The organism is [Clostridium] cellulosi (genome assembly GCF_036762875.1).
In the GTDB taxonomy this organism is placed as follows: Bacteria; Bacillota; Clostridia; order Oscillospirales; family Ethanoligenentaceae; genus Ruminiclostridium_D; species Ruminiclostridium_D cellulosi.
This window is the reverse complement of record NZ_JBAIZF010000020.1, coordinates 40817-64339: the sequence shown is the minus strand read 5'-3', so window position 1 is coordinate 64339 and position 23523 is coordinate 40817. Positions and strand designations below refer to the sequence as shown.

30 protein-coding genes are annotated in these 23523 nt (G+C 41.4%); all 30 read right to left on the bottom strand.

The features are described 5' to 3' along the window. Nucleotide 1: 1 nt before the first annotated feature. The 30 genes from tyrS to hisG all read right to left on the bottom strand — a co-directional run bounded on the left by tyrS (nt 2) and on the right by hisG (nt 23521). The gene (gene tyrS / locus V6C21_RS06075) at nt 2-1228 is read right to left on the bottom strand and encodes a tyrosine--tRNA ligase (protein WP_479268574.1); all 1227 of its coding nucleotides are present in this window, start codon (nt 1226-1228) and stop codon (nt 2-4) included. 40 nt (nt 1229-1268) lie between these two features. Next, nucleotides 1269-2945, bottom strand: a complete 1677-nt coding sequence (recN, locus tag V6C21_RS06070) for a DNA repair protein RecN (protein WP_034835781.1) — start codon at nt 2943-2945, stop codon at nt 1269-1271. 38 nt (nt 2946-2983) lie between these two features. Then, on the bottom strand, nt 2984-3439 hold the full coding sequence (gene argR, locus V6C21_RS06065; protein WP_034835777.1) for an arginine repressor: 456 nt from the start codon (nt 3437-3439) through the stop codon (nt 2984-2986). 2 nt (nt 3440-3441) lie between these two features. Next, on the bottom strand, nt 3442-4293 hold the full coding sequence (locus tag V6C21_RS06060) for an NAD(+)/NADH kinase (protein ID WP_479268573.1): 852 nt from the start codon (nt 4291-4293) through the stop codon (nt 3442-3444). Between the two features lie 3 nt (nt 4294-4296). Next, nucleotides 4297-5115 (bottom strand): TlyA family RNA methyltransferase, encoded by an 819-nt coding sequence (locus tag V6C21_RS06055; RefSeq protein WP_479268572.1) that lies wholly within the window; start codon nt 5113-5115, stop codon nt 4297-4299. Beyond that, on the bottom strand, nt 5112-6986 hold the full coding sequence (gene dxs, locus V6C21_RS06050) for a 1-deoxy-D-xylulose-5-phosphate synthase (RefSeq protein WP_479268571.1): 1875 nt from the start codon (nt 6984-6986) through the stop codon (nt 5112-5114). The genes V6C21_RS06055 and dxs overlap by 4 nt, the downstream gene beginning before the upstream one ends. A gap of 42 nt (nt 6987-7028) precedes the next feature. Beyond that, nucleotides 7029-7493, bottom strand: coding sequence for a divergent PAP2 family protein (locus V6C21_RS06045; RefSeq protein WP_045085480.1), 465 nt, complete (start codon nt 7491-7493; stop codon nt 7029-7031). A gap of 102 nt (nt 7494-7595) precedes the next feature. Continuing rightward, nucleotides 7596-8492 carry a polyprenyl synthetase family protein gene (locus V6C21_RS06040; RefSeq protein WP_034835766.1) on the bottom strand — a complete coding sequence of 299 codons (897 nt, stop codon included), beginning with the start codon at nt 8490-8492 and terminating at the stop codon, nt 7596-7598. Next, nucleotides 8482-8715: an exodeoxyribonuclease VII small subunit gene (xseB, locus tag V6C21_RS06035; RefSeq protein WP_034835763.1), complete on the bottom strand. Its 234-nt coding sequence runs from the start codon at nt 8713-8715 to the stop codon at nt 8482-8484. Before xseB ends, V6C21_RS06040 begins: the two co-directional genes overlap by 11 nt. Then, nucleotides 8705-9943, bottom strand: coding sequence for an exodeoxyribonuclease VII large subunit (gene xseA / locus V6C21_RS06030; protein WP_034835760.1), 1239 nt, complete (start codon nt 9941-9943; stop codon nt 8705-8707). Before xseA ends, xseB begins: the two co-directional genes overlap by 11 nt. Beyond that, a complete protein-coding gene (locus V6C21_RS06025; protein ID WP_034835757.1) occupies nt 9940-10875 on the bottom strand; it encodes a tRNA (adenosine(37)-N6)-threonylcarbamoyltransferase complex transferase subunit TsaD in 936 nt (311 codons plus the stop codon). The genes xseA and V6C21_RS06025 overlap by 4 nt, the downstream gene beginning before the upstream one ends. A 1-nt stretch (nt 10876) precedes the next feature. Then, the gene (nusB, locus tag V6C21_RS06020) at nt 10877-11308 is read right to left on the bottom strand and encodes a transcription antitermination factor NusB (protein ID WP_034835755.1); all 432 of its coding nucleotides are present in this window, start codon (nt 11306-11308) and stop codon (nt 10877-10879) included. Between the two features lie 255 nt (nt 11309-11563). Then, nucleotides 11564-11938, bottom strand: coding sequence for an Asp23/Gls24 family envelope stress response protein (locus V6C21_RS06015; RefSeq protein ID WP_034835753.1), 375 nt, complete (start codon nt 11936-11938; stop codon nt 11564-11566). 51 nt (nt 11939-11989) lie between these two features. Further along, entirely contained in the window at nt 11990-12529 is a 540-nt protein-coding gene (locus V6C21_RS06010; protein ID WP_034835751.1) for a SpoIIIAH-like family protein, read from the bottom strand. Between the two features lie 59 nt (nt 12530-12588). Next, nucleotides 12589-13158, bottom strand: a complete 570-nt coding sequence (locus V6C21_RS06005; RefSeq protein WP_034835747.1) for a hypothetical protein — start codon at nt 13156-13158, stop codon at nt 12589-12591. After that, nucleotides 13158-13637 carry a stage III sporulation protein AF gene (locus V6C21_RS06000; protein ID WP_034835744.1) on the bottom strand — a complete coding sequence of 160 codons (480 nt, stop codon included), beginning with the start codon at nt 13635-13637 and terminating at the stop codon, nt 13158-13160. The genes V6C21_RS06005 and V6C21_RS06000 overlap by 1 nt, the downstream gene beginning before the upstream one ends. A 4-nt stretch (nt 13638-13641) precedes the next feature. After that, entirely contained in the window at nt 13642-14796 is a 1155-nt protein-coding gene (locus V6C21_RS05995; RefSeq protein WP_034835742.1) for a stage III sporulation protein AE, read from the bottom strand. A 22-nt stretch (nt 14797-14818) separates the two neighbouring features. After that, a complete protein-coding gene (locus V6C21_RS05990) occupies nt 14819-15208 on the bottom strand; it encodes a SpoIIIAC/SpoIIIAD family protein (protein ID WP_034835739.1) in 390 nt (129 codons plus the stop codon). A gap of 6 nt (nt 15209-15214) precedes the next feature. Continuing rightward, nucleotides 15215-15409 carry a stage III sporulation protein AC gene (gene spoIIIAC / locus V6C21_RS05985; protein WP_034835736.1) on the bottom strand — a complete coding sequence of 65 codons (195 nt, stop codon included), beginning with the start codon at nt 15407-15409 and terminating at the stop codon, nt 15215-15217. A gap of 35 nt (nt 15410-15444) precedes the next feature. Then, nucleotides 15445-15960: a stage III sporulation protein AB gene (locus V6C21_RS05980; RefSeq protein WP_034835734.1), complete on the bottom strand. Its 516-nt coding sequence runs from the start codon at nt 15958-15960 to the stop codon at nt 15445-15447. Nucleotides 15961-15996: 36 nt separating this feature from the next. Then, nucleotides 15997-17007 (bottom strand): stage III sporulation protein AA, encoded by a 1011-nt coding sequence (gene spoIIIAA, locus V6C21_RS05975; protein ID WP_045085477.1) that lies wholly within the window; start codon nt 17005-17007, stop codon nt 15997-15999. 130 nt (nt 17008-17137) lie between these two features. Continuing rightward, nucleotides 17138-17464: a phosphoribosyl-ATP diphosphatase gene (hisE, locus tag V6C21_RS05970; RefSeq protein ID WP_034835731.1), complete on the bottom strand. Its 327-nt coding sequence runs from the start codon at nt 17462-17464 to the stop codon at nt 17138-17140. 2 nt (nt 17465-17466) lie between these two features. Next, nucleotides 17467-17799: a phosphoribosyl-AMP cyclohydrolase gene (gene hisI / locus V6C21_RS05965; RefSeq protein WP_479268607.1), complete on the bottom strand. Its 333-nt coding sequence runs from the start codon at nt 17797-17799 to the stop codon at nt 17467-17469. A gap of 32 nt (nt 17800-17831) precedes the next feature. Beyond that, a complete protein-coding gene (hisF, locus tag V6C21_RS05960) occupies nt 17832-18599 on the bottom strand; it encodes an imidazole glycerol phosphate synthase subunit HisF (protein WP_034835726.1) in 768 nt (255 codons plus the stop codon). Then, entirely contained in the window at nt 18596-19318 is a 723-nt protein-coding gene (gene hisA, locus V6C21_RS05955) for a 1-(5-phosphoribosyl)-5-[(5-phosphoribosylamino)methylideneamino]imidazole-4-carboxamide isomerase (protein ID WP_479268570.1), read from the bottom strand. Before hisA ends, hisF begins: the two co-directional genes overlap by 4 nt. Continuing rightward, the gene (gene hisH, locus V6C21_RS05950) at nt 19315-19920 is read right to left on the bottom strand and encodes an imidazole glycerol phosphate synthase subunit HisH (protein WP_034835721.1); all 606 of its coding nucleotides are present in this window, start codon (nt 19918-19920) and stop codon (nt 19315-19317) included. The genes hisA and hisH overlap by 4 nt, the downstream gene beginning before the upstream one ends. Beyond that, nucleotides 19921-20496 (bottom strand): imidazoleglycerol-phosphate dehydratase HisB, encoded by a 576-nt coding sequence (gene hisB, locus V6C21_RS05945; protein WP_034835718.1) that lies wholly within the window; start codon nt 20494-20496, stop codon nt 19921-19923. It lies immediately after the preceding gene. A gap of 17 nt (nt 20497-20513) precedes the next feature. Then, on the bottom strand, nt 20514-21569 hold the full coding sequence (locus tag V6C21_RS05940; protein ID WP_034835716.1) for a pyridoxal phosphate-dependent aminotransferase: 1056 nt from the start codon (nt 21567-21569) through the stop codon (nt 20514-20516). 33 nt (nt 21570-21602) lie between these two features. After that, nucleotides 21603-22883, bottom strand: coding sequence for a histidinol dehydrogenase (gene hisD / locus V6C21_RS05935; protein ID WP_479268569.1), 1281 nt, complete (start codon nt 22881-22883; stop codon nt 21603-21605). Further along, on the bottom strand, nt 22880-23521 hold the full coding sequence (gene hisG, locus V6C21_RS05930; protein WP_034835713.1) for an ATP phosphoribosyltransferase: 642 nt from the start codon (nt 23519-23521) through the stop codon (nt 22880-22882). Before hisG ends, hisD begins: the two co-directional genes overlap by 4 nt. Nucleotides 23522-23523: the final 2 nt, after the last annotated feature.

Below are 23523 nucleotides of genomic sequence, written 5' to 3'. Positions count from 1 at the left end.
ATTATTTAGTTAAGTTAAACTTGTGATATACTTTCTTTCCTTTTCGAATTATAAAATTATCGTTAAAATCAGAAATAGTATAATCTTCGTTTATTGATTCAACTTTTTTATCGTTTACAGTGATGCCGCCTTGCGTTATCAATCTTCTCGCTTCTCCGCGTGATGGAGCAAGTTTTGATTTGGTAAGAAGATCAATAATAGTGATTTTGCCATCAGTAAAATCTGATTCAGTCAGATATGTGGTTGGCATATTAGCTGCAACACCGCCCGATCCAAACAAGGCCCGCGTTGTATCAAGTGCCTTTTGCGCTTCCTCTTCACCATGAACAAGCTTAGTAACTTCAAAAGCAAGGACCTCTTTTGCCTTATTCAGTTCGCTGCCTTCGAGTTTTTCATATTTCTTTATTTCATCAAGCGGCAAGAAAGTGAGCATCTTAAGCAGTTTGATTACATTGCTGTCTTCAACATTGCGCCAGTACTGGAAGAAATCATATGGTGAGGTTTTATTCGGATCAAGCCATACAGCGCCGCCGCTTGTTTTCCCCATTTTTTTGCCATCACTGGTCGTAAGTAATGTAAAAGTCATACCATAAGCGTCTTTTCCAGTCTTTTTTCTAATAAGTTCTATTCCGCCGATTATGTTTGCCCATTGGTCGTCTCCGCCCAATTCCAAAATGCAACCATAATCTTCATGTAATCTATAAAAATCATAACTCTGCATGAGCATGTAGTTAAATTCGAGAAAAGATAGTCCACGCTCCATACGGGTCTTAAAGCATTCGAATGTCAGCATTCTATTAACTGAAAAATGTATGCCTATTTCACGCAAAAAGTCCACATATTTTTCTTTGAGCAGCCAGTCGGCATTGTTTAACATAAGTGCTTTTCCATCTGAAAAGTCTATAAACCGCGACATCTGCTTCTTAAAGCACTCAAGATTATGATCAATTGTTTCTTTTGTCATCATTTTTCTCATTTCGGTACGGCCTGTTGGGTCGCCTACCATGGCCGTTCCGCCGCCTAATATTGCAATGGGTCTGTGCCCTGCACGCTGTAAATGAGCCATAACAATAAGTTGCAAAAAGTGTCCTACATGAAGGCTGTCAGCAGTAGGATCATATCCAGTATAAAATGTTATTTTCTCATTATCCAATAAATGCTTGATTTTTTCCTCATCGGTCATCTGTGCGATAAGGCCTCGTGCTTTTAGTTCCTCAAAAAGCGTCATTACAATAGTTACCTCCAGATAATCTATTTATTGCATAGAATTATGGCACTTTACTTATACCTGAAATACTTAACATTTCATCGGCTGTCTGAAGCGTTTTTTCAGTCACTTTCGTGCCTATAATTCTTGCTAATTCCTGCTTTCTCCCGTCATAATCAAGTGTTTTCAAATGGGTATAAGTATTATTGTCTGTTACTTGTTTTTCTATTAATATATGCCTGTCGGCCTGTGCTGCAATTTGCGCAAGATGCGTGACACAGATAACCTGACAATCTTGTGAAAGTTGTTTTAACTTGTTTCCAATTTTTTGTGCTGCATGTCCGCTGACACCAGTATCAATTTCATCAAAGATTAGCGTATCTATGCCATCGCTGTTTGCAAGTACAGCTTTAATTGCCAACATTACACGCGATATTTCACCGCCAGAAGCAATTTTTGATAATGGCCGTGCCGGTGAGCCGGGATTTGAAGAAATTAAAAATTCCACATCGTCAAGCCCATTTTGTGACGGCTCCTTTAAACGGTCAATTCTAACTGAGAATTTGACCTGCGGCATGTCCAAAAAATTGAGTTCTTTAATTATCCTTTCAGACAATTCACGGGCAGCGGCTTTTCGCCTTTCTGACAACTTCTCAGCTAAAGAATATACCTTTTTTTCGGCCTGAGTTAACTCTTTCGTGAGGATTTCTGCCCGTTCATCTGCTGTTTCGATACTCTCAAGTTCTGATTTTGCTTTCTCAAGAAACTCAAATATCTCTTCAATGCTGTTGCCGTATTTTCTTTTCAGTCTATATATTGTATCAAGTCGTTCTTCAATATATTCGATTTCCTGCGGGTCATATTCTTCTTGAGAAACAAAATCCCGTAGTTCCGCAGTACAGTCCTCAAGTTCGTATGTAAGGTTCTTGATACGCTGAGAAAGTTCCTTAATTTCCGGCAAAACATCTACTATGTTGTCAAGTTCACTGTCAGCTTCTGAAAGGAGTTCCTGGGCGCCAGGTTTGTCATCGGAACCGCATAACGCCTCATAAGCACCGCCTACGGACGATGCTATTTTTTCTGCATTGACAATTCTCAGCTTTCGTGCTTTCAGTTCTTCCTCTTCGTCTTTTTTGAGGTTTGCCGATTCAATTTCTTCAATTTGATACTTCAGAAGGTCAATCCGTCTTTCTTTCAGCGCATCATTGGTCTGTATCTTTGACAGCTCAGCTTTAATTTGCTTCATCTGACTATATGCTTGCTTATATTCTTCAAGCAAATCGCCAACTGACGCAAAACTGTCGAGATATGTGATATGCTTTTCAGGTGAAAGCAAAGTCTGATTATCATGCTGTCCATGTATATTTACAAGGATCCTACCAATTTCTCTGACCATTGAAACAGTCGCGGGGCGTCCTGATATTCTGCACGAACCTTTGCCGTCGACGGAAATATCACGCTGAATTAAAATATCATCATCGCAATCGTAACCTAATTCTTTAAGTGTCTGCAAAGCTTTTTCAGATACATCGGTAAACAACGCGCTGACATGTGCTGTTTTTGAATCGCTTCTTATTATATCTTTTGAAACTCGCTCACCCAATACGAGGTTAATTGAGTCAATTAGAATGGATTTTCCTGCCCCAGTTTCGCCAGTAAGCACATTAAAACCTTTTGTTAAATCAAGGTCAGCGTTTTTTATGACGGCTATATTTTCTATGTGCAGGCGAGAAAGCATTTGAGCACCCCCCATTCATGCGTTTCAATAATCAATTGCTAAGATCTCAAAAGCTTCTTTTGAAACATATTATATAAGTTGTGAGCCTGTGGCTCGCCCCTCATGATAAGCAATATTGTATCGTCACCGGCAATCGTTCCAACCAAACCATCAAAATGCTGCGAGTCAATTGCCGCGCAGACAGCATTTGCAAGTCCAGCATAGCATTTAATAATAATCTGATTAAAAACATAATCTACTTTTATTACCGATTCCGAAAACAGCGTATCTAATTTTGATGATAAATTGTTTTGGTCTGATTTTGCAGCAGTATAGATATATTCACCTTTACTTGAAAGCGTTTTCACAAGACGTAATTCCCTTATGTCTCTGGATACTGTTGCTTGAGTGACGTTAAAACCGCTTTTCTTTAATAAGGCAAGGAGTTCTTCCTGAGTTCCGACTTCATTTTCTGCGATTATTTCAAGTATACGGTCATGCCTGCTCTGCTTCAAAATCAAACACCTCTTTCCGTAAATTTATTATTCAGAACCTCGTAAAATGAAATATCTTTAAGCCGTATGAGTTTTGCTTTTTGTTTAGCTTTTGATATATTTACTTTTTCATATTCTTCTAATTTTACAGAGTCATGGCCATCAATTGTAAGATATGCGTCCTTGTCAACAAGCTTTTTTACCTGCAGGCCAATTACTGTCTGTGGTGTAAATAGTACTGTACGAGACAGCAATGAATGCGGACATATCGGCGTTACTTCAATACATTCCAATACAGGATCTATTATCGGTCCTCCCGCCGATAATGAATATGCGGTAGATCCAGTTGGAGTGGATACAATAACACCGTCAGCCCTGTATCCACTAACCGGTCGACCATTGCAAGAAATACTTATGTCAATAATTCTTGAAAGCGCACCTTTTGAAATCACAACATCATTGAGGGCATAATATTTAACTCCCGGTCTGTTTTCAAACGTAATTTCAAGCATCATTCTGTCATCTGTGATGAAATCATCATTTAACAGCCGTTTGAGCTCTTCAAGTTCATCAACCTCTAAGCCAGCCATAAAACCCAGATGGCCGATGTTTACGCCCAGGACAGGTACACCTGACAATGCAGCCTCTTTTGCTGCGTGCAGAATAGTGCCATCGCCGCCAAGCGCCAGGACAATATCAGCCTTATTTATTATTTCTTCTCTACTATGGACAAAAATAGATGCATTTTTAATAAACTCTGAAGCTTGAGGAGTTACCATCACTTCTGCTCCAAGTTCCGTTAGGCGGGCGCATATTAGTCCTGTGTATTTGAAGTTTTTATCTTTTTCGTGATTTGCAATGACTGCGATCTTCAAAAGTCAAGCACCACCGTCAAGCTTATTATGAGAAATATCAACCAAATCAGAGATAATATCTATTGTAATAGTCTTTTTGCTGTCAGGGGAAGCGGTTTTTAAGTACAATAAATATTCAATATTACCTTCCGGCCCTTTAATCGGAGAAAAATCGAGTCCCTCAATGCTGAAATCAATAGAAGAAGCAAAATTACATATTTTCTCTATTACTTCCTTGTGTATACTCGGTTCTCTAACGACTCCTTTTTTCCCGACTTTACCTTTGCCTGCTTCAAACTGCGGTTTAATTAGACAAACTCCGCTTGCATTTTCAGATAAAAAGCCTTTAACGACTGGAAGCACAAGTGTTAAAGAGATGAATGAAACATCAATTGTAAAAAAGTCGATAGTATCATTGAGCTTATCTGCCGTCAGATAGCGGATATTTGTACGCTCGAGGTTTACAACGCGGCTGTCGGTTCTTAATTTCCATGCAAGCTGCCCATATCCCACATCGACCGAATAAACTTTCTTTGCGCCATTTTGGAGCATACAATCGGTAAATCCACCTGTTGAGGCTCCAACATCCATACATACTTTATCATTAAGGTCAAGATCAAAAGATTTTAGGGCCTTTTCGAGTTTAAGCCCTCCCCTGCTTACATACTTAAGACCGCCGTGTATCTCGATTTCAGCATCAACGTCTACCTCTTCACCTGCTTTATCCACTCGCTGTCCATTTACGAAAACCACACCAGACATAATAAGTGCTTTTGCACGCTCACGGCTGGTTTCAAGGCCCTTTCTTAGCAATAATGTATCTAAACGCTGTTTTTGACTCAATTTTTACACTCCTGAATTACTGCCTTTACCATGCCTTCTGTGTCAAGTCCTAAAAGCGACAGCAATTTGTCTACTGGTCCTTGCTTTACAAATTTATTGTCAATTGCATGGATACTATATTTGCCGTTAAATCCATGTTCATAAAGTTCGATACCAAAATGTTCGGCTATTCCGCCTCTCTTGATTCCTTCTTCGAAAAAAATAATCCTGTCGTAATTATTAACAAATTCAAAACAGGTTGGATCAATAGGAACTATACGGTTTAGCTTCAGCACAGAAGTATGAATATTATCTTTTTCTAAATCTTCCATTGCCCGAGCCGCATGGAAGAATAATCTACCATATGTTACTATTAATATATTGGCATTTTTACTTAATGTGAATAAGTTGTAATTTCCAAAATCAGCATGAAACCCATCAGGTTCGATCTCCGGAGTCCCTCGTGGATATCTTACAACGACAGGACCTTCACATTCATATAAAGCAGAATAAAGAAAATTCTGAAGCTCAGATTTTGTAGAAGGACTGTAAATGATAATGCCGGGTATATTGCTTAACATTGCAACATCAAAAATGCCCTGATGGGTTTCGCCATCTTCCCCGACAATGCCTGCACGGTCAACAGCCAAAACAACATTTAGTTTTTGAAGGGCAGCGTCATGTAAAATCTGGTCATAAGAACGCTGCAAAAAAGTCGAGTAAACAGCAAAAACAGGCTTCATCCCGTTGCGTGCAAGTCCCGCCGCAAAAACAACAGCATGCTCTTCCGCTATCCCGACATCAAAAAATCGGTCTTTATACTTTTCTGAAAATTCGGTAAGCCCTGTACCGTCTTTCATTGCTGCTGTAATTGCACAAATCCTCTTGTCGGCTCCGGCATATAGGCACAGAGATTCACCAAAAATTTCTGAGTATGTCTCGCTGTGCGGGGGACCTATCGGGTCGCCTGTATCAACATCAAATTTCGAAACTCCGTGGTATAATCCCGGATTACTTTCGGCGAATTGATAGCCTTTTCCTTTGACTGTTAATGTATGAATTAGTACGGGTTTATTTAAAGATTTGGCACGTTGAAGAACTCTAATTATCTGGGCAAGATTGTGACCGTCAACAGGACCTAAATATAACAAACCCATTTCTTCGAATATTGTGCTGTGGTAAAGTGCATTTTTGATTATTGACTTTGATTTGACAAGCGCATTTCTTATTGGAGATCCAATGAGTGGTGTATGTTGCAATATAAATTCGACATTATCCTTAACCTTAAAGTACCATGGTTTTGTCCTAATTAGCGCCAAATGTCTTGCCATTGCTCCAACATTGCGGGAAATAAACATCTTATTATCGTTCAGTATGATAATAAGCTTATCATGGCTTCGACCGGCGTTATTAATACCCTCAAATGCAAGCCCACCGGAAAGAGCGCCATCGCCAATAACGGCCACAACAGAACCCGGTTCGTTCTTCAATTTTTTAGCCTTTGCAAGCCCCGCAGCGGCAGAAATAGATGTGCTGCTATGGCCCGCGCCAAATGGATCATGTTTGCTTTCGGGAGGTTTCGTAAAACCTGAAATACCGCCGAACTTGCGAATGGTGTCAAATTGTTCCCGTCTTCCAGTCAGGAGTTTATGCACATAGCATTGGTGACCTACGTCCCAAACAATCTGGTCATTTGGGGAATCAAATACATAATGAATAGCGACGGTCAACTCTACTACGCCAAGATTTGACGCTAAATGACCGCCGTTTTTGGAAACGGTACTTATCAATTTTTCACGAATCTCAGCACAAAGAGCCTCAAGCTGATTTATATTAAATTTTTTTATGTCATTGGGTGAATTAATACTATCTAATAAATTGCCGCTTTCCATTTAATGCCTCCAATATTAGCTTTGAAAAGCGCTTATATAAAATTAATTTAGAATTAGTGATACGACTATTCCAAGCAAAATTCCAGCAAGCACTTCAATAGGTGTATGCCCGAGATATTCTGTTAACTCTTTTTCAGTTATCTCAGAACCCTCTTTTTCCATAATGTCGACCATTTTATTGATTACTTTTGCCTGTTCACCTGCGGCCCTCCGTACCCCCATTGCATCGTAAATAATGACAGCAGTAAAGCATATTGTTATGGCAAATTCCGGAGATTCAAGCCCGCATTCATGTGCCACGCACATTGTAAGAGCGCACGCCATGGCCGAATGAGCACTCGGCATTCCACCTGCACCAAAAAGTCTTTCAGGGACAAAAGTTTTCGTGCGTATAGCTGCGATAACAGTTTTTATGGTCTGCGCTAATACCCAGCTTAAAAAAGCCGCTAAAAGTGTTGTATTGGAAAATATGCCTTTAAAAATCGGCGAATATTGCGGAATTGACATTATATTTTTCCTCCTGAATTATTCTACGCCGACCTCTGGCAACGCAAAATAATATTCAGTGTTTTACCAAAACTGTAACTTCGAGCGGAATATATAAAACCACTACCGGTCACGTTTTGCGAGCTTTTCGGCAAGCATTGCTAAAAATGTATTGTCATCAAAAACTTTCAGAAAATCAATCGCCTCATCTGTAAGCTTTTCGACCATCTCTTTGGATTTTTGTATGCCAAGCAGCGATACATAAGTATTTTTATTATTGACGTCGTCGCTGCCCGTAGGTTTTCCAAGTGTTGATGTGTCACCCTGGGTATCAAGAAGGTCATCGACAATTTGAAATGCCAGTCCTATTCTCTTAGCATATTCACCGGCTGCGTTGATTTTTTGGCCGTCCGCTCCGGCTACCATACATCCCATCTTTGCAGCGGCTATAATCATCGCGCCTGTTTTCTTTTTGTGCATATCCTCTAAGGTATCCAGATCGATTTGTTTGCCAACAGAGTCAAGGTCGATAACTTGTCCGCCAACCATGCCTTCGGCACCAGAAGCCTTGGCAAGCTCGCCTGTTGCTCTGATTACATTATAATAACCTATCTTATCTATGTTATTATTACATAAAGCCGTTTCAAATGCAAGACTTAAAAGTGCGTCCCCAGCCAAAAGCGCAGTTGCTTCCCCGAATTTAATATGGCATGAGGGCTTGCCTCGGCGCAGCTCAGCGTTGTCCATGCACGGCAAATCATCATGTATAAGTGAATAAGTATGCACAAACTCAATAGCACATGCGAAAGGCAGAGCGTTTTCAATATCGCCGCCGCATACTCTGCAAAATTCAAGAACCAAAACAGGCCTTATCCTTTTACCACCAGCCATAACGCTATACCGCATGGCTTCGAAAACTTGCTTTTGTCTTACATCATTAGAAGGTATATATTTCAAAAGCGCGTCATTGACTATCTTGCCGTAGTTATCAAGTCTTTCGTTAAATTCGTTAACAGTCATCAGTGTCTTCTTCCTTTAACTTCGATTTTATGCACTGTGCCTTTTCAACTATTTGTTCTGCTTTTTTCAGTTTTGAAGAACAAATAGCTGCGAGCTTAGCGCCCTCTGAGTACAACTTCATTGTTTCTTCAAGAGGCGCACCACCATCTTCAAGTAAGTTTACTATTTCTTCAAGCCGTGACATAGCCTGTTCAAATGTCAAATCCTTTTTTTCACTTTTCATTATCAACCCGGCCTTTCTGCTGCATTACCTCGCCGTTTGCGAGACATTCAACCGTTCCGTCCTTAAGAGTCAGGTTAAACTGTTTTCCTTGCTTTAATTTTTTAATACTTGTTATTACTCCATGATCATCGCTTGCCATAGCATAACCCCTGCAAAGTACCTTAAGCGGGCTCAAAGCTTCAAGTGATGATACAAGTGATGAAAATTCAGTCTTTTTCTTTTGAAGTATATTATTGACAGCATTATTAAGTTCAGCGTATGTTTCTTCAAATTTGATTCTATGAACATTAATGGCACTCAAAGGTTCCTTAAAAACAGGATTTGATATCGCGTTGTCAAGCCTTATTTCGTACTCTTCCAATTTATGTTTTATTATCCTGTCTAATTCTGATTTTAAGTACGATATCCTTGATAAAATAGTCACATAGTCCGGTGAAACAAGTTCAGCTGCGGCTGACGGCGTTGGCGCGCGCAAGTCCGCTGCAAAATCAGCTATTGTAAAATCAGTCTCATGCCCTACCGCAGATACAACTGGTATTGAACATGCTGCTATACATCGCGCCACACACTCATCATTAAAAGTCCAGAGATCTTCAATTGAACCTCCGCCCCGGCCGACAATCAATACATCCGCCGCTTTATTTTTGCTGAAATAGTTTATAGCCTTGCAGATCTGTTCAGGTGCCTGCTCGCCTTGCACCAACACAGGATAAAGCAAGACAGAGGCTAAAGGCCAGCGGCGTTTTAATATGTTAAGTATATCATGCAGAGCAGCGCCTGTTTCTGATGTAACAATACCTATGCGCTCAGGAAACGCCGGAAGAGGTTTTTTTCTGCTTTCGTCAAAAAGTCCCTCTGATGCAAGCTTAGCTTTTAGTTGTTCAAAGGCTATATGAAGAGCACCGACGCCGTCTGGCTGCATATCGTCAATATAAAACTGATACTGTCCGTCACGCTCGTATAGTGACACCCTGCCCATTGCTATTATCTTCATACCGTTCTGAGGCATAAATTTAAGATGCTGTGCACTGTTTTTGAACATTACAGCTTTTATCACAGCATTTTCGTCCTTGAGAGACATGTAGAGATGGCCAGAACGGTAATGGTTGGTGAAATTTGATATTTCACCTCTTAAAAATATGTTTCTAAGCATTGGGTCAGAATCAAGCTGACTTCTGACATAGTAATTGAGCTGAGAAACCGTAATTATTTCAAAGCCGGAACTCATAAGCCCTCCGTTTTTATCTTTGTAAGCGCCGCGATGCCCGCCGCATTATCCGAAGAAAATCCAGGCTTTGCAAAATATGCGCCGTATTTTTCGGTCATAAACTCTTTTATAATAGTGTTTGACATGACTCCTCCGGCAAATAGCAATGGGAGTCGGCCAATTTTGTCAAGAACGGACTGTGCCATTTTGTCGAGTGTAACTTTTATATACTCCAGGCAAAACCTTGCGACATCACATTTTGGTTCGCCCGACTTAATCATATCTGCGCAAATGTTCTCCAATCCAGAAAGGCAGCAGTCACTTCCTTTGAGACACGGATGAACTTTAAATTTACGATTACTCTTAAGCGCGAGTTTCTCAAGTTCTGGCCCCGCCGGGAAGTTTATGCCAAGCATTAGACCGACACGGTCAATGACTTGTCCTGCTTTGAGGTCGAGTGACGACGCAAGGGGCTCTATTTTAAATAAATTATCCTTGTCAGGTTTGACAAGAACTACATCGGTTGTTCCACCGGACACATGAAAGGCAATAAACGGTTCTTCTATCATCTGAAGTTTATTGATAGAAAAAAGCGCAGCGGCTATATGTCCCGCCTGGTGAGAAAAACTATAACACGGAATCCCCTTCACAGCCGCGATACATCTGGCCGCTTCCTCTCCTGCGAGAAAACATGGCATATAGGAACCTTCTGCGTCGCGGGGCTTAGAAGAATATCCTACAGCTTTAATATCAACTCCGCTGCCACACAGTTCTTCCATAAGTATAGGCAACGCTTTTACATGCTGGAACAATGCTTCACTTTGGCGAAGTCCCTTTTGTCCATCTTTTACCTTCAGCAGTTCTTTTCGCTGAATCATATTATAACTGTCAGTATCGAAAAGCGCCGTTGAAGTAGTATAGTTACTGGTATCTATACCAAGATAATATGCCACGTTATTTCACCTTTGGAGAGCTTTCTTTATTATCTTTATCAGGTGTACTTCTGACTAAAGCACCGAGAAGCCCGTTTATAAACGCACTGTCGCCATCACCGCCATACTTTTTCGCAAGCTCAACCGCTTCGTTAATCGTAACGCTGCTGGGGATGCCCTCTATATAATTTATTTCGTAAATCGCCATACGGAGTATAGATAAAACCACGCGTGAAAGACGTTTTTTGCTCCAGCCGATAGAATACTTTTCTATTTCTCTGTCGATATCATCTATATTATCGTAAACGCCTTGAACAAGTTGCAGTGCAAAACTATCTGGTTCAAGATCCCTTGAGTCCTTGGCAAGTGACAGTATTTCCTGAATTGGCTCATCGTTAAACATGTGCTCGAAAATAAGCGATAGCGCTTGTTCTCTGGCTTCTCTTCTGGTCATTAAATTCCCTCCGCTAAGTACATTCATATTAAATCAATTAGTGTTGAGGAATTGCAATACACATTTCCTATTTTTACATACATATATTATTACGATTTTAATCAAAAGTAAACCCTCCAGAGTACTGGAGGGTTGCAATCAGCTCAGTGAATCTTCGAACTTAATCAACAATATTAAGTACAAGATTTAAGTAAAATCTGACGATCTTACTTGCTGACGTCGATTTTAATAATGCATAGTCAAAAAACTACAAAATTATTGGTTTTGATTTGCTTCTGGTTCAGCGATTACCAAAGAAGAAATATGAACATTGACCTTTGAAACTGTTATGCCCGTCATGTTCTGTACCGCTTCTTTAACCTTTGCCTGAATTTGTTCAGAAGTTTCTGGTATTTTAACGCCGTTATAAATACTTACATAAATATCTATTACAGCTTCTCCATCTTTGACTGAAAGACGAATACCTTTGTCTACTTTCTTTTTATGAAATATTCCTATATTTTCGGGAATGGGGCGCAATAACAAACCTGCCACACCCTTTATTTCTTTTGCGGCATTAGCTGCAATAGCTGCAAGTACATTTTCTGATATTTTCAGGCTGCCGGTTTCTGTATAGTTTTTTTCTATCATGCTATGCGCCCTCCTTTCCTTATATTATACCACAAGAACAGGAAGAGACAACTAGTTTTGCGGAATTATTTTTATATTATTTTTTGAAAATTTAGTTTGTGAAATGACTATATCTAATATCTGTGCAGTATCATTTGCTGAAAGAGTCGTGGATGTTTTGGGTTTGACAACAACAGACGCTGTTCCGTCGTTAATAAGGCAAACGCATTCTGGGAATCCTTTTGCTTTAATGAGTGTCTCTATCTGCCCCTCAATGTTAATATCCTTGGCAATTTGATTAATTGTTTCATTAGCTTTTTTGCGTTCCTCACTTGTTGCTGACGAATTGGATGTGACGCTCTTAAGCACCTGTTCAGCCTGATCACGGTTTTGGGACCTGGTGAGCCTTGCTGAAGCAAAAAAGTCCGATTTTGTCCCGCTAACCTTTTGGTTTGATACATAAGTTGTGTCTCCAAGGTTTCCTTTTGACGCAGTAGTTTCAGTTGCAACTGAATTAGGCTGAGAAAACTTATAATTCAAAAAGATGGCAAGTCCAAGCGCCACGACAAGTGCTGCTAAAATTATATGCCTTCTGTTGATTATCATACTCATGTTATTTCCTCCCCGACATGATTACTTATGTAATTTATAACAGCCGCTTTCCGGCAATTTTAATGAGAATTAGGCTGCATTTCATTGACACAGATTTGGTTTGTTGTAATTCCAAGGGCTGTGGAAACAGTGTTTATAACGGCTTCCTTTACTTCAGGGTTAGCACCGCCGTCACAAACGACAACAACGCCTAATATTTTAGGCTGCAGTTGTTTTGTAAGAAGCGCTTGCTGAGCGCCGTTATCACCGTCTATGATGACATGGCTTGACTCACTGCTGTGTTGTATTTGTGTGTTGCTGCCAGATTCGTTTTGTTGATCTTTTGTTTCCTTGTTGTCCTTTTCGTAGACATTTTCCACCCCACTTTCTACCGTTACCATCACCTTCACTCTCCCAACGCCGTTAATGTGACTGATAATGTTCTCTAATCTCTCTGCGGTTTTAATTTCAAACTCACTTGATAAGTCTTGTGGGTTTGAAACTGTTTTAGTATCGTTTGGTGAAAAGTGAATCAAATCGGAAAGCAATATGAGTACTATCCCTATAATGCCAAGAACGACGATGGCAATTGAGATTTTTTTATTTGAAAACTTTCCAAGATTTTTAACACTGAAAATTCCTGAGGACATCACTTCCCACCTTCCTTAATTTTTATGTCTACACCCAGCCTTTTCATTACTGTTTCCTTTAATTTTTCTTTTTTGATCATATCGCTGGAATTAACGCTGACTTCTGCTGAATTTACGGCATAGGCATTATCACTGTTTTTCTTTAGTGATACTTTTATTGAGATAGGTGTTACGCCGCAACTTTTGCAGCAGTCAAAGATTAGCTGCGCGATATTTTTTTCCGCCATCATTTTTTGTTCAGTTTCCATTGTTTTTGTCAGTTCTGAATTAATCTGAAAACTTGTCGTCTTAAACTGTATATTTTCAAGTTTTATATTATTAATATTAAATAACGGGATCAGCAAACAGCATAAGATAAAAAGCGATAAGGCAAATTTAAAAACTTTCTCCATTTTGCCGTTTGGTGATATAATTCCCGCTATGCCGGCAGCCAGTGCTGCCATACAAATAGTGATACCCCATGATTTCAAAGCGTCCATTTAATCACTTCCCCAAAAGAAGCATGACTGAAACCGAAATAACAAATGTCAATGCGCTTGCAATTACAAGCGCTATTATCAGCTTCAGTGCTTCTTTTATAGCTTTTAGCATACCGTTCATATTACTGATATTCAGAATATTAGCTACAGCAAGTGAAATATCAGTTGCAAGCAGCCACATTACGCACTCGAGGACCGGCGGCAAAAATGCTAAAATTAATACTACTATTGCATATGCTCCAACTGAAGTTTTTAGAAGCCCGGCACAGCTAATTACTGTATTCATTGCATCAGAAATTGCACCGCCTATAACTGGAATCGAACCGTCAACAACAAATTTTGCCGCTTTTATTGTCACGTTGTCGGTAGCAGAAGCAATAGCCCCCTGAACCGTAAGTATCCCCGTATATATAGTAAGGCACAACCCGAGCGCCCACGAAACTGCACTTTTTATGAATTCCGCAATACCTGTTATGTTTATTTGCGGCGAGACAGCGGCGATAACGCAAAACGCCAAATATATGTCGGCCATAGGCACAAAGGTCGTCGAAACAATTTGTGATAAGATTTCGGAACTGCCGAGCAAAAGACTTTGGGTAGCTATCGCGGACGCAGGATGTCCGGATGCTGCCGCAAGCGCAGTATATACTGGAATAAATGCAAGCATAAAAGTTGACGATTGTTTTATTACTGTAGCGCAGAAAGAAATGCATTGCGTGATGGGGACTAATATCACTGAGGCAACACAAAGGGCGGTTACAACATTAAAAACATTCTGCATGGAACTTTCGGCAAACGAATTTTTCAATGTCGCCAAGAGTGCACAGGCAAGAAGTATCCCAGTGACTGCAGCTATGGCTTTTAACGGGGATTTAGCCGCTGATTTAACAGCATCTATCAAAGCTCCAAAAATGTTAGCCGGGGTAAAACGCGCTAATGTATCTTTATCACCGCTTTTTATCCCGGCTTTCTTCAGACTGTTTTCAGCGCTGTCAGGGACTTTTTCAGAAAGCTCCCCCGCTCTGCTTTTTTCCTGCTGTTCGCTAATTATGCTTTCAACTGAAGATGGAGTTTCATTATTACTCTTTGCCGATACAGTCTGGCAAAACAAAATATTGAAAATTATAAATGTGATAATTAATATTCCTGTTTTTTTCATAACAACCTCATAAAACCTGTGTTTATTTGGACATAAGCTTTAATGCAAGATCCGCAATCTCGCCGAATAAAGGCAGGGCAATAAGCAATACAGTAAATTTCCCCGCAAGTTCGACTTTTGACGCTATAGCTGTTTCTCCGGCATCTCGGCAGGCATCAGATGCTATTTGCGAGACAAAGCATACCCCGAGGCATTTGAAAAGTATCGATACATATTTTGGATCTGTTTTAGTTCCGTTCATCAGCTTGTTTATTTCATCGAATATCGGTTGTATTTGGTTTAAAATCATAAAGAATATGAGCAGCCCTGCGGCTAATCCGATTAGAAGTGAATATACATTGTTGTATCTCTTTAATAAGACCGCTATGGCTGCGGCCGCTATTGCAATTCCGACAATACTGAAGATATTCATAGCCAATCACAGTCCGAATGTAGATTTAATCGTATTAAACAAACGGCTTATCTGCTCTACAATCATGAATAGAACTATAACAAGTCCGGCGAGTGAAGTTATCATTGCAATATCATCCCGTCCCGAGCGGTGCAATACCTGATCAAGAACCGCGACAATTATGCCGACTGCAGCAATTTTAAAAACAAGATCGATACCCATTTTAACCTCCCTGTCCCGCAAAGACATTTTAATTCCTAAATTAGAACAGCCGCTATTAAAACTCCCGTGAGCAAACCAAGTGAGGAATACATCCGTCCGCGTTTTGTTTTATCAATCCTTGCGGACTCAAGTCTTACCTTCATGCTGTTTATGTAGTGCTCGCAGTTTGCGAGTTCCCCTTCAATATCTGTAGTTCCGAAAGTGTTCCCAAAACATTTCAAAGTTTCAATGTCTCCGGCGTCAAGTGAAAGATATTGTTTTGAAGCATCCAATGCACTTGTCCAAGATTTTTTGAAATCATGGGTAGTCAAAAGATTTTTTTCGCAGATTTCAAAGACATGTAGCCCCGCATATTCTTCTTTCGATTTTATTTTTGAGATAATAACCGGAGTGGGCGAAGCAAAATACCGGATTTCAGTTGCAATGAAAGAAAGGGCGCTTATAAAGGTTTCGAGTTCTTTAACACGTCGGGAAAGCGATAGTGATTTCATAAAACCGGCTGCTGTGCAGGTAAAAATAAATACAGCTATTCCTGCATATTTCAGCGTCATAAAATTATCGCCTCCAGATTGCGCAATTCCTAAAACCTATGCGCTTCGAATGTCTTTTCCTATTCTAGCGTTGTTATAATTCATTCGGAATTGCTGTAATGACTCAAGCGTATAAACGTGCTCTACTTTGCCTGGATTTTCTTTTCCGGCAAGCTTAATAGCAAGTTTAAACGCCCCGCTATTAAGTAACCGTGCGGTTTGCGGCCTTGTCAATAGTTCCGCAGCACTCCCCGCATGCGCGCTCGCAATAACTGCTACGCCGGCGTTTAGACTTAGCTCTACTGCTTTCTCATCTTCTTCCCCGCCTATTTCATCGCATATGACAACATCAGGCGAAAGGCTCCTGACGGCCTGCATAATGCCTTCCCCTTTTGGATATCCGTCAAGGACGTCACAACAAGGGCCGAGGTCGTTTTGAGGTTTGCCGTGGTATGTAGCTGCAATCTCACCGCGCTCGTCAACAACAGCTACGCGGTGTATTTTGCCAAATAAACTGCCTAACGAAAGCCGCCGCGCCAGGTCTCTCAAGACAGTTGTTTTGCCGCAGCCGGGAGGTCCGAATATTAAAGTCCCGCAAACACTTCCATGAGAGACTATGGCTTTGACAACGCCATCGGCGGCTCCCTTAATATCCCGCGCTATGCGAAGGTTGATGGAGGAAATATCGCGTATATTCGTTATAGTACGCCCTTCTGTTACCGCTGTGCCGCAAATACCCGCGCGGTGTCCGCCCCTTATCGTGACAAATCCATTTTTAATTTCACGCTGATGGGAATGTACTGAACACTCACATATAAGCCGAAAAGCCTCATCTATACTGTCCCGTGAAGCGCAAAGCAGGCCTTCCCGCGGCAGTACTGCGGGCGTTCCGAATTTTGTTATGAACAACGGACCTTCCGGCAAAGAAAGAACTACCGGCTTGTCTATTCTCAATCGAATTTCCTGAACTCGAGCTTTTGTGCTTATCGAAAGATTAAGGCATCTTGTCAATTTCCCGAGGTTTTGGACGGCATCATCGAATCTCGCTGCTGCTATCTTTTCTTCCATGATTTTAACCTCCCCCTCGCTTTAAGGTTATGAGGTTTTGTCCACATTTAGAACATAAAAATTGGACAAGATAAAAAAGCATAAAAAAAGCACCTGAAAGTATTCAGGTGCTCAATATTTGTTATCTAAATTAGCTGTTCTTATCTACTTGATGCGGAACCTTAAGATTGCCGGTCTTTTTGCGGCGTTCTTCTAAGACAGCATACAGATCCTCAGGTTTTATCCCCTGCTCTGCCATCAGAACAAGCAGATGGTATAATAGATCGCCCATTTCATTAACGGTATCCTCGTTTTTTCCGTTCTTTGCCGCAATGATAACTTCCGAAGCCTCTTCACCAACTTTTTTAAGTATTTTATCTAATCCCTTTTCAAATAGATAGCAGGTGTATGAATTCTCAATATGCTGAGACTTTCGGCTCATTACAATTTCATATAAATCGTTAATTACATCGTTCATGACTAAAACCTCCGTATTTCATTGAAAAAACAAGTTTTATTGCCGGTATGGCACGCGGGTCCGGTTTGTTCAACCTCTACAAGCAAAGTATCAAAATCACAGTCAGCCGTTATTTTAATTACCCGCTGAACATGACCTGAGGTTTCACCCTTGTTCCATAGCTTTTGGCGGGATCTGCTGAAAAACCATGTGTACCCGGTTTCAAGCGTCTTTTTCAGAGACTCTTCATTCATATAGGCAAGCATTAAAACCTTGCCTGTTCCGGTTTCCTGCACGACAGCAGGGATGAGCGTTGATTTTTCAAAACACTTTTTTATGTCGAATTCCGTACTGATTGCCTCCTTATCTATACTCCTGCAACATTGTATTACTTCAATCGGACAGGAATGTTATTTTCATATAAATGCCTTTTAACCTCGCCGATAGTCAGTTCACGATAATGGAACAGAGAGGCGGCAAGGGCTGCGTCTGCTCCAGTTTTTTGGAATACCTCGGAGAAGTGCTCCAGCTTTCCACATCCACCTGATGCAATAACGGGTATATTGACACTCTTGCAAACGGCGTCAGTCAATTCGATATCATAACCATTTTTTGTACCGTCTGCGTCCATTGATGTCAAAAGGATTTCGCCGCACCCAAGCCGTTCAACTTCTTTTGCCCATTCTATAGCATCAAGGCCTGTATCTATTCTGCCGCCGTTTATGACAACTGTGAAACCTCCGTCCTTTCTTCTGCGCGCATCTATCGCTACAACAACGCACTGGCTTCCGAATTTATCAGCCGCCCTTGCGACTAGAGTTTTGTCGCGCACAGCAGCGGAATTAACTGAAACCTTGTCTGCTCCGGCCCGAAGTATCTCCCTAAAATCATCAATTGTCCGTATTCCGCCGCCGACAGTTAAAGGTACAAAGACTTTTTTCGCGGTCCGTGCAACAACGTCTACCATTGTACCGCGGCCCTCATGCGTAGCCGTTATATCGAGAAACACGATTTCATCGGCACCTTGTTTATCATAAAGAGAAGCACATTCGACTGGGTCGCCAACGTCTTTTATATCTATAAAGTTAATTCCCTTTACAACTCTTCCGCGGTCAACATCAAGGCATGGAATGATACGTTTTGCGAGTTTATTCATTTCTGCAGGCCCCCAATCTTTACTGCTTCTTTTAGGTCAAGGGTTCCGCTGTAGATGGATTTTCCGCAAATTGCGCCGTAAACGCCCATTTTGCATAGCTCAGAGATATTATCTATATCTCGTATTCCGCCGCTTGCAATTATGTTGCACGATACGGCATTTTGCAGTTCTTTCAGCAAAGCAAAGTTCGGGCCTGTCAGCATTCCGTCGCAGCTTATATCTGTAAAGATAATGTACTTTACATTAAGCTGTTCGATTTCTTTTGCAAAATCAATGAAATCTACATTGGACGTATTAAGCCAGCCCTTAGTTGCAACCTTTCTGTCTTTTGCATCAATGCCGACAGCTATTCTATCGCCGTATTCAGCGACAGCTTGTTTAACAAATTCCTTGTTTTCGAGAGCTGCTGAACCCAAGATTACCCTTGCAGCGCCATTTTCAAGATAGTCTCTGACACAGTCCATATTGCGAATTCCGCCGCCTATTTCAACATTGAGCCCACTCTCTTTTATAAGCTTCAGTATAAGTTCGCGGTTGGGGCGTTGTCCAGTTTTAGCACCGTCTAGGTCAACCATATGCATCCACTCAGCTCCGGCAGCCTTAAAGCTTTTTGCCGTTTCAAATGGATTTTCCGATACCTTATGGACTGTTCCAAAATCGCCTTTTTTAAGTCTCACACAATTGCCGTCTTTTATATCAATTGCCGGAAGAATAATCATTTGAGGAGCCTCCCGAAGTTTTTGAGCAGCATAAGCCCGATTTCACCGCTTTTTTCCGGATGGCACTGTGACCCGAACACATATTTGCCGTCCCAGACAATGGTCGTGATTTCGTCCCCATATTCGGCATATGCGGAAATATATTTGTCGTCCGTATATGCCATATATGAGTGGACGAAATAAAAGTAACTGCCCTCTGGTATTCCGTCAAGCAGCGGCGAAGGATTTTTGTACTGAAGCGCATTCCAGCCCATGTGTGGAATTTTCAGGCCTTTATCCGGCAGCATTCTGATTTCTCCGGGTATTAGCCCAAGACCGTTACATTCTTCAAATTCAAAACCTTTGTCAAAAAGCATTTGCATGCCTAAACATATCCCAAGCAAAGGTTTATGCTCTGCCTGCTCTTTAATCACATCTTGAAGATTCAGCTTTTGAACCTCGCGCATTGCATTAGGAAAAGCGCCAACTCCGGGAAGAATCAAGCCGTCAGCTTTTTCGATTTCATCGACGTCGTTAGTTATAACACTCTCTTCGCCGATATAATCAAGCGCGTTTTTTACACTGAATAAATTCCCGACATTACAGTCGATCACAGCAATCATTTACAGCACACCTTTTGTAGAGAGTACATCCGAACCGGTTATTGCACAGGCTGCTTTGAGCGCATGTCCGAGGGACTTAAACACCGCTTCAGCCATGTGGTGAGCGTTTTTACCGTACATGACGTTTATATGGAGCGTTATGCCAGCGTTAAAGGCGAATGCACGCAAAAACTCAACTATAAGGCTTGAATCCAATCCACCTATCATTTGGCCATCAAAAACATCATCAAATACAAGATAAGGTCGGCCACTGACATCAACAACGCATAAAGCGAGCGCTTCATCCATAGGTACATAAAAGCTGCCGTAACGCGCGATACCGGATTTGTCACCGAGGGCTTTTGAAAAGGCCTGTCCAAGCACAATACCGGTATCCTCAACAGTATGGTGTCCGTCTACCTCAAGGTCACCTTTAACTTTCAACTTAAGTCCAAATCCCCCATGGACAGCGAATGCAGTCAGCATGTGGTCAAAAAAACCGATTCCCGTTGATATCTCGCATTCCCCGCCGTCAAGTGAAAGGATTGCACTGATATCCGTTTCTTTTGTCTTACGGGAAATCTTAGCTGTTCTCATAAAATTGCCTCCCCTTGTCAATTGTGTTCCAATATTTTTTCAAGTGTGCCGATAAGTGTACGGTTTTCCGCCTCTGTTCCTGCTGTGATTCGCAGACATCCTGAAATCAGTCTTACCGAAATGCCAAACGCCTTTAATTTTTCGCACACATCCTTGCTGTCGTTGAACCTTACAAGGACGAAATTCGTGTGCGTTTCATAAACATGCATTTTATCATTATAACGTTCCTGCAGCTTCTTTAATGCTTTATACAGCCTGTCACGGGACCGTTTTATGGCATCTATTGCTCCCGGAAGATAATCTTTTTCACCGAGAAAAACACTTGCTGCCGCCTGCGTGAGAGAGTTTACATTATAAGGCGATTTCGCCGAGCGGAAATAATCTGTAAGCTCGGAATTTGCTATTGCAAATCCAAGCCTTCCTGCCGCAAAACCGATTTTTGAGCACGTTCTTAAAACAATAAGATTCTTAGCAGCAGGTGCGCAATCAATTACAGACTGATCCCAGAAGTCCATGTATGCTTCATCTACTACTACAAGGCAATGAGAATTTTCAACGATTTTCAGAACATCGTCGCGGGATATGCCCTGCCCCGTTGGATTGCACGGATTCGAGAAGATTATGAGCCTTACTTTTTCTTTGTTCGCAAGTTCAATCATCTCATCAGGGCTAAAAGAAAAGTCGTCGTTCTTGTTCAAAATCACCGGTTTGCATTCGTAAGTCGAGCAATAAATCTTATACATTGAAAAGTCAGGCTCAGTTATGAGCACCTTCTCCCCTTGTTCGACAAACACTCCGAAAAGCAGGCTTATCAGCTCATCTGAACCGTTGCCCGCAGTAATAAACCTCGCCGGCACATTATACCTTGCACCGAATAGCTCACAAACTTCCGTTGCAAGAGGGTCAGGATACCTGTTAAAATGCAGATCAAGCATTTTCTCACCGATTTTTCTTTTCATTTCATCGGTGAGTTCCATACAGCTTTCATTTGCGTCAAGGTGTATCGCGCAATCGTTTATTCCCGGTTCATAAGGCGTCAGCCGTTTTAACTTATTGCAAATAAAGTCGTTCATCCTAAACCCTCTCCGTTTAATGCTAAAGATTTTTTAAAATCGCACCTTTATAGAATTTGCGTGTGCCGTAAGGCCTTCGCATTCTGCAAGAGCGACGATATCATCACGGCCCTTTTCAAGGGCTTCTTTAGTATAATAAATGAAACTGGATTTTTTCACAAATGCGTCAACTGAGAGCGGTGAGAAGAACCTTGCCGTCCCGCTCGTCGGCAGAACGTGATTCGGACCAGCAAAATAATCGCCGAGCGGTTCTGGCGCGTATTTGCCGAGGAACACTGAGCCTGCGTTATCAATACGTCCCAGATACTCCATTGGGTTTTCAACCATTAGCTCAAGATGCTCCGGAGCAATTTCATTGGCAATATTGATGCAGTCGTCAAGTGTCTTGCAAACTATCACAACACCGAAATTCTCGAGTGATTCTTCGATTATGCTGCGCTTTGAAAGCGCTTTCTTTTGCTTTTCAATTTCCTCTATGGTTTTCTCGGCGATTTCCTTTGAAGTTGTCAGCAAGATAGCGCTCGCCATAGGGTCGTGTTCTGCCTGAGACATTAAATCTGCGGCAAGGAATTTTGGTTCTGCCGTTTCATCAGCAATAACCAAAATTTCGCTCGGACCGGCTATCATGTCGATATCAACAACACCGAAGCATAGTTTTTTCGCTGTGGCAACAAAAATATTGCCTGGACCAACGATCTTATCAACTTTCGGTATAGTCTGCGTACCATAGGCAAGAGCCGCAACAGACTGAGCGCCGCCGACAGCAAAAACTCTGTCGACTCCCGCTACCTTGGCAGCGGCGAGTATGTTCGGATTGACTTTTCCGTCTTTTGAAGGAGGCGTAACCATGATAATCTCTTTAACGCCCGCAACCTTGGCAGGAATCGCGTTCATAAGAACAGATGAAGGATACGCTGCCCTGCCCCCGGGAACATAAATGCCAACTCTTTTAAGTCCCCGCACGCGCTGACCGAGCATTATACCGTTCTCTTTTGTCGTCAACCAGCTCTGCTGAAGCTGCCTTTCGTGAAAGTCTCTTATATTTTCAGCGGCGCGCTTTAGTGCAGATATAATTTCCCCGGAAACCGAGTTATATGCATTATCAATATCTTCGCTTGTCAGTTCAAAGCAATCGGTATTGACGCCATCAAATTTTAAAGTATATTCCTTGAGGGCCTCATCTCCTCGGGAACGCACATCAGCAATAATCTTTTGAACAGTTTTCGTGACGTTATCATCTATTTCTGTTGAACGTGCTTGCATTGCCTTTAAAGCTTCTAATTCGCTTTGACCGTCAGCTATTACGAATTTCACTGTTTATTTGCCTCCTTCACCGCTTCAATCTTTTTCGTCAGGCTTTCTATTTCTTCTTTTTTAAGCTTCATGCTGGCTATATTTATTATCATGCGTGCGGATATCGGGCATATCTCTTCGATTATTTCAAGCCCGTTCTCTTTAAGCGTTGTCCCTGTTTCAACTATATCGACTATCGCGTCAGAAAGCCCCAGCAAAGGAGCCAATTCAACGGAACCCTCTATTTTTATTATCTGGACATCCATTCCGCGCTTCTTGAAATATTCCCTTGCGACCTTTGGATATTTTGTGGCTATACATTTCATATTATAACCTGTAAAAAAGGGTCTTCCAACAGGACCTGCCAAAGCAAAACGGCATTTGCCAAAACCAAGATCAAGAACCTCATAGAAACTATGTCCGTTTTCCATAATAGTATCTTTGCCGACAACCCCAACGTCACAAACGCCGTGTTCGACATAGGTGATAACATCTGCAGCTTTTGCAAGCACTATTTCAATATCCGTCCCCGGGATTGGCAGAATAAGCTTTCTCCCTTTATCTCTAATCTTTGAGCAATCAAAGCCTATTTTTTCGAAAAGTTCGACTGTATCCTTTTCAAGCCGGCCTTTTGTCAGCGCTATTCTCAGCGGCTTCATGA

Coding starts and splice junctions, on each gene's coding strand:
- V6C21_RS06000 (WP_034835744.1), bottom strand. CDS start 13,637: ATGGACGCTTTGAAATCATGGGGTATCACTATTTGTATGGCAGCACTG.
- xseA (WP_034835760.1), bottom strand. CDS start 9,943: ATGAGTTCCGGCTTTGAAATAATTACGGTTTCTCAGCTCAATTACTAT.
- V6C21_RS06005 (WP_034835747.1), bottom strand. CDS start 13,158: ATGTCCTCAGGAATTTTCAGTGTTAAAAATCTTGGAAAGTTTTCAAAT.
- V6C21_RS05980 (WP_034835734.1), bottom strand. CDS start 15,960: ATGACGCTGAAATATGCAGGAATAGCTGTATTTATTTTTACCTGCACA.
- V6C21_RS05995 (WP_034835742.1), bottom strand. CDS start 14,796: ATGAAAAAAACAGGAATATTAATTATCACATTTATAATTTTCAATATT.
- recN (WP_034835781.1), bottom strand. CDS start 2,945: ATGCTTTCTCGCCTGCACATAGAAAATATAGCCGTCATAAAAAACGCT.
- V6C21_RS06040 (WP_034835766.1), bottom strand. CDS start 8,492: ATGACTGTTAACGAATTTAACGAAAGACTTGATAACTACGGCAAGATA.
- V6C21_RS06045 (WP_045085480.1), bottom strand. CDS start 7,493: ATGTCAATTCCGCAATATTCGCCGATTTTTAAAGGCATATTTTCCAAT.
- hisF (WP_034835726.1), bottom strand. CDS start 18,599: ATGAATAAACTCGCAAAACGTATCATTCCATGCCTTGATGTTGACCGC.
- nusB (WP_034835755.1), bottom strand. CDS start 11,308: ATGACCAGAAGAGAAGCCAGAGAACAAGCGCTATCGCTTATTTTCGAG.
- tyrS (WP_479268574.1), bottom strand. CDS start 1,228: ATGACGCTTTTTGAGGAACTAAAAGCACGAGGCCTTATCGCACAGATG.
- V6C21_RS05940 (WP_034835716.1), bottom strand. CDS start 21,569: ATGAACGACTTTATTTGCAATAAGTTAAAACGGCTGACGCCTTATGAA.
- V6C21_RS05990 (WP_034835739.1), bottom strand. CDS start 15,208: ATGAATATCTTCAGTATTGTCGGAATTGCAATAGCGGCCGCAGCCATA.
- hisH (WP_034835721.1), bottom strand. CDS start 19,920: ATGATTGCTGTGATCGACTGTAATGTCGGGAATTTATTCAGTGTAAAA.
- spoIIIAA (WP_045085477.1), bottom strand. CDS start 17,007: ATGGAAGAAAAGATAGCAGCAGCGAGATTCGATGATGCCGTCCAAAAC.
- V6C21_RS06015 (WP_034835753.1), bottom strand. CDS start 11,938: ATGATAGAAAAAAACTATACAGAAACCGGCAGCCTGAAAATATCAGAA.
- dxs (WP_479268571.1), bottom strand. CDS start 6,986: ATGGAAAGCGGCAATTTATTAGATAGTATTAATTCACCCAATGACATA.
- hisE (WP_034835731.1), bottom strand. CDS start 17,464: ATGAACGATGTAATTAACGATTTATATGAAATTGTAATGAGCCGAAAG.
- hisA (WP_479268570.1), bottom strand. CDS start 19,318: ATGATTATTCTTCCGGCAATTGATATAAAAGACGGCAATTGTGTGAGA.
- xseB (WP_034835763.1), bottom strand. CDS start 8,715: ATGAAAAGTGAAAAAAAGGATTTGACATTTGAACAGGCTATGTCACGG.
- hisG (WP_034835713.1), bottom strand. CDS start 23,521: ATGAAGCCGCTGAGAATAGCGCTGACAAAAGGCCGGCTTGAAAAGGAT.
- V6C21_RS06010 (WP_034835751.1), bottom strand. CDS start 12,529: ATGAGTATGATAATCAACAGAAGGCATATAATTTTAGCAGCACTTGTC.
- hisB (WP_034835718.1), bottom strand. CDS start 20,496: ATGAGAACAGCTAAGATTTCCCGTAAGACAAAAGAAACGGATATCAGT.
- spoIIIAC (WP_034835736.1), bottom strand. CDS start 15,409: ATGGGTATCGATCTTGTTTTTAAAATTGCTGCAGTCGGCATAATTGTC.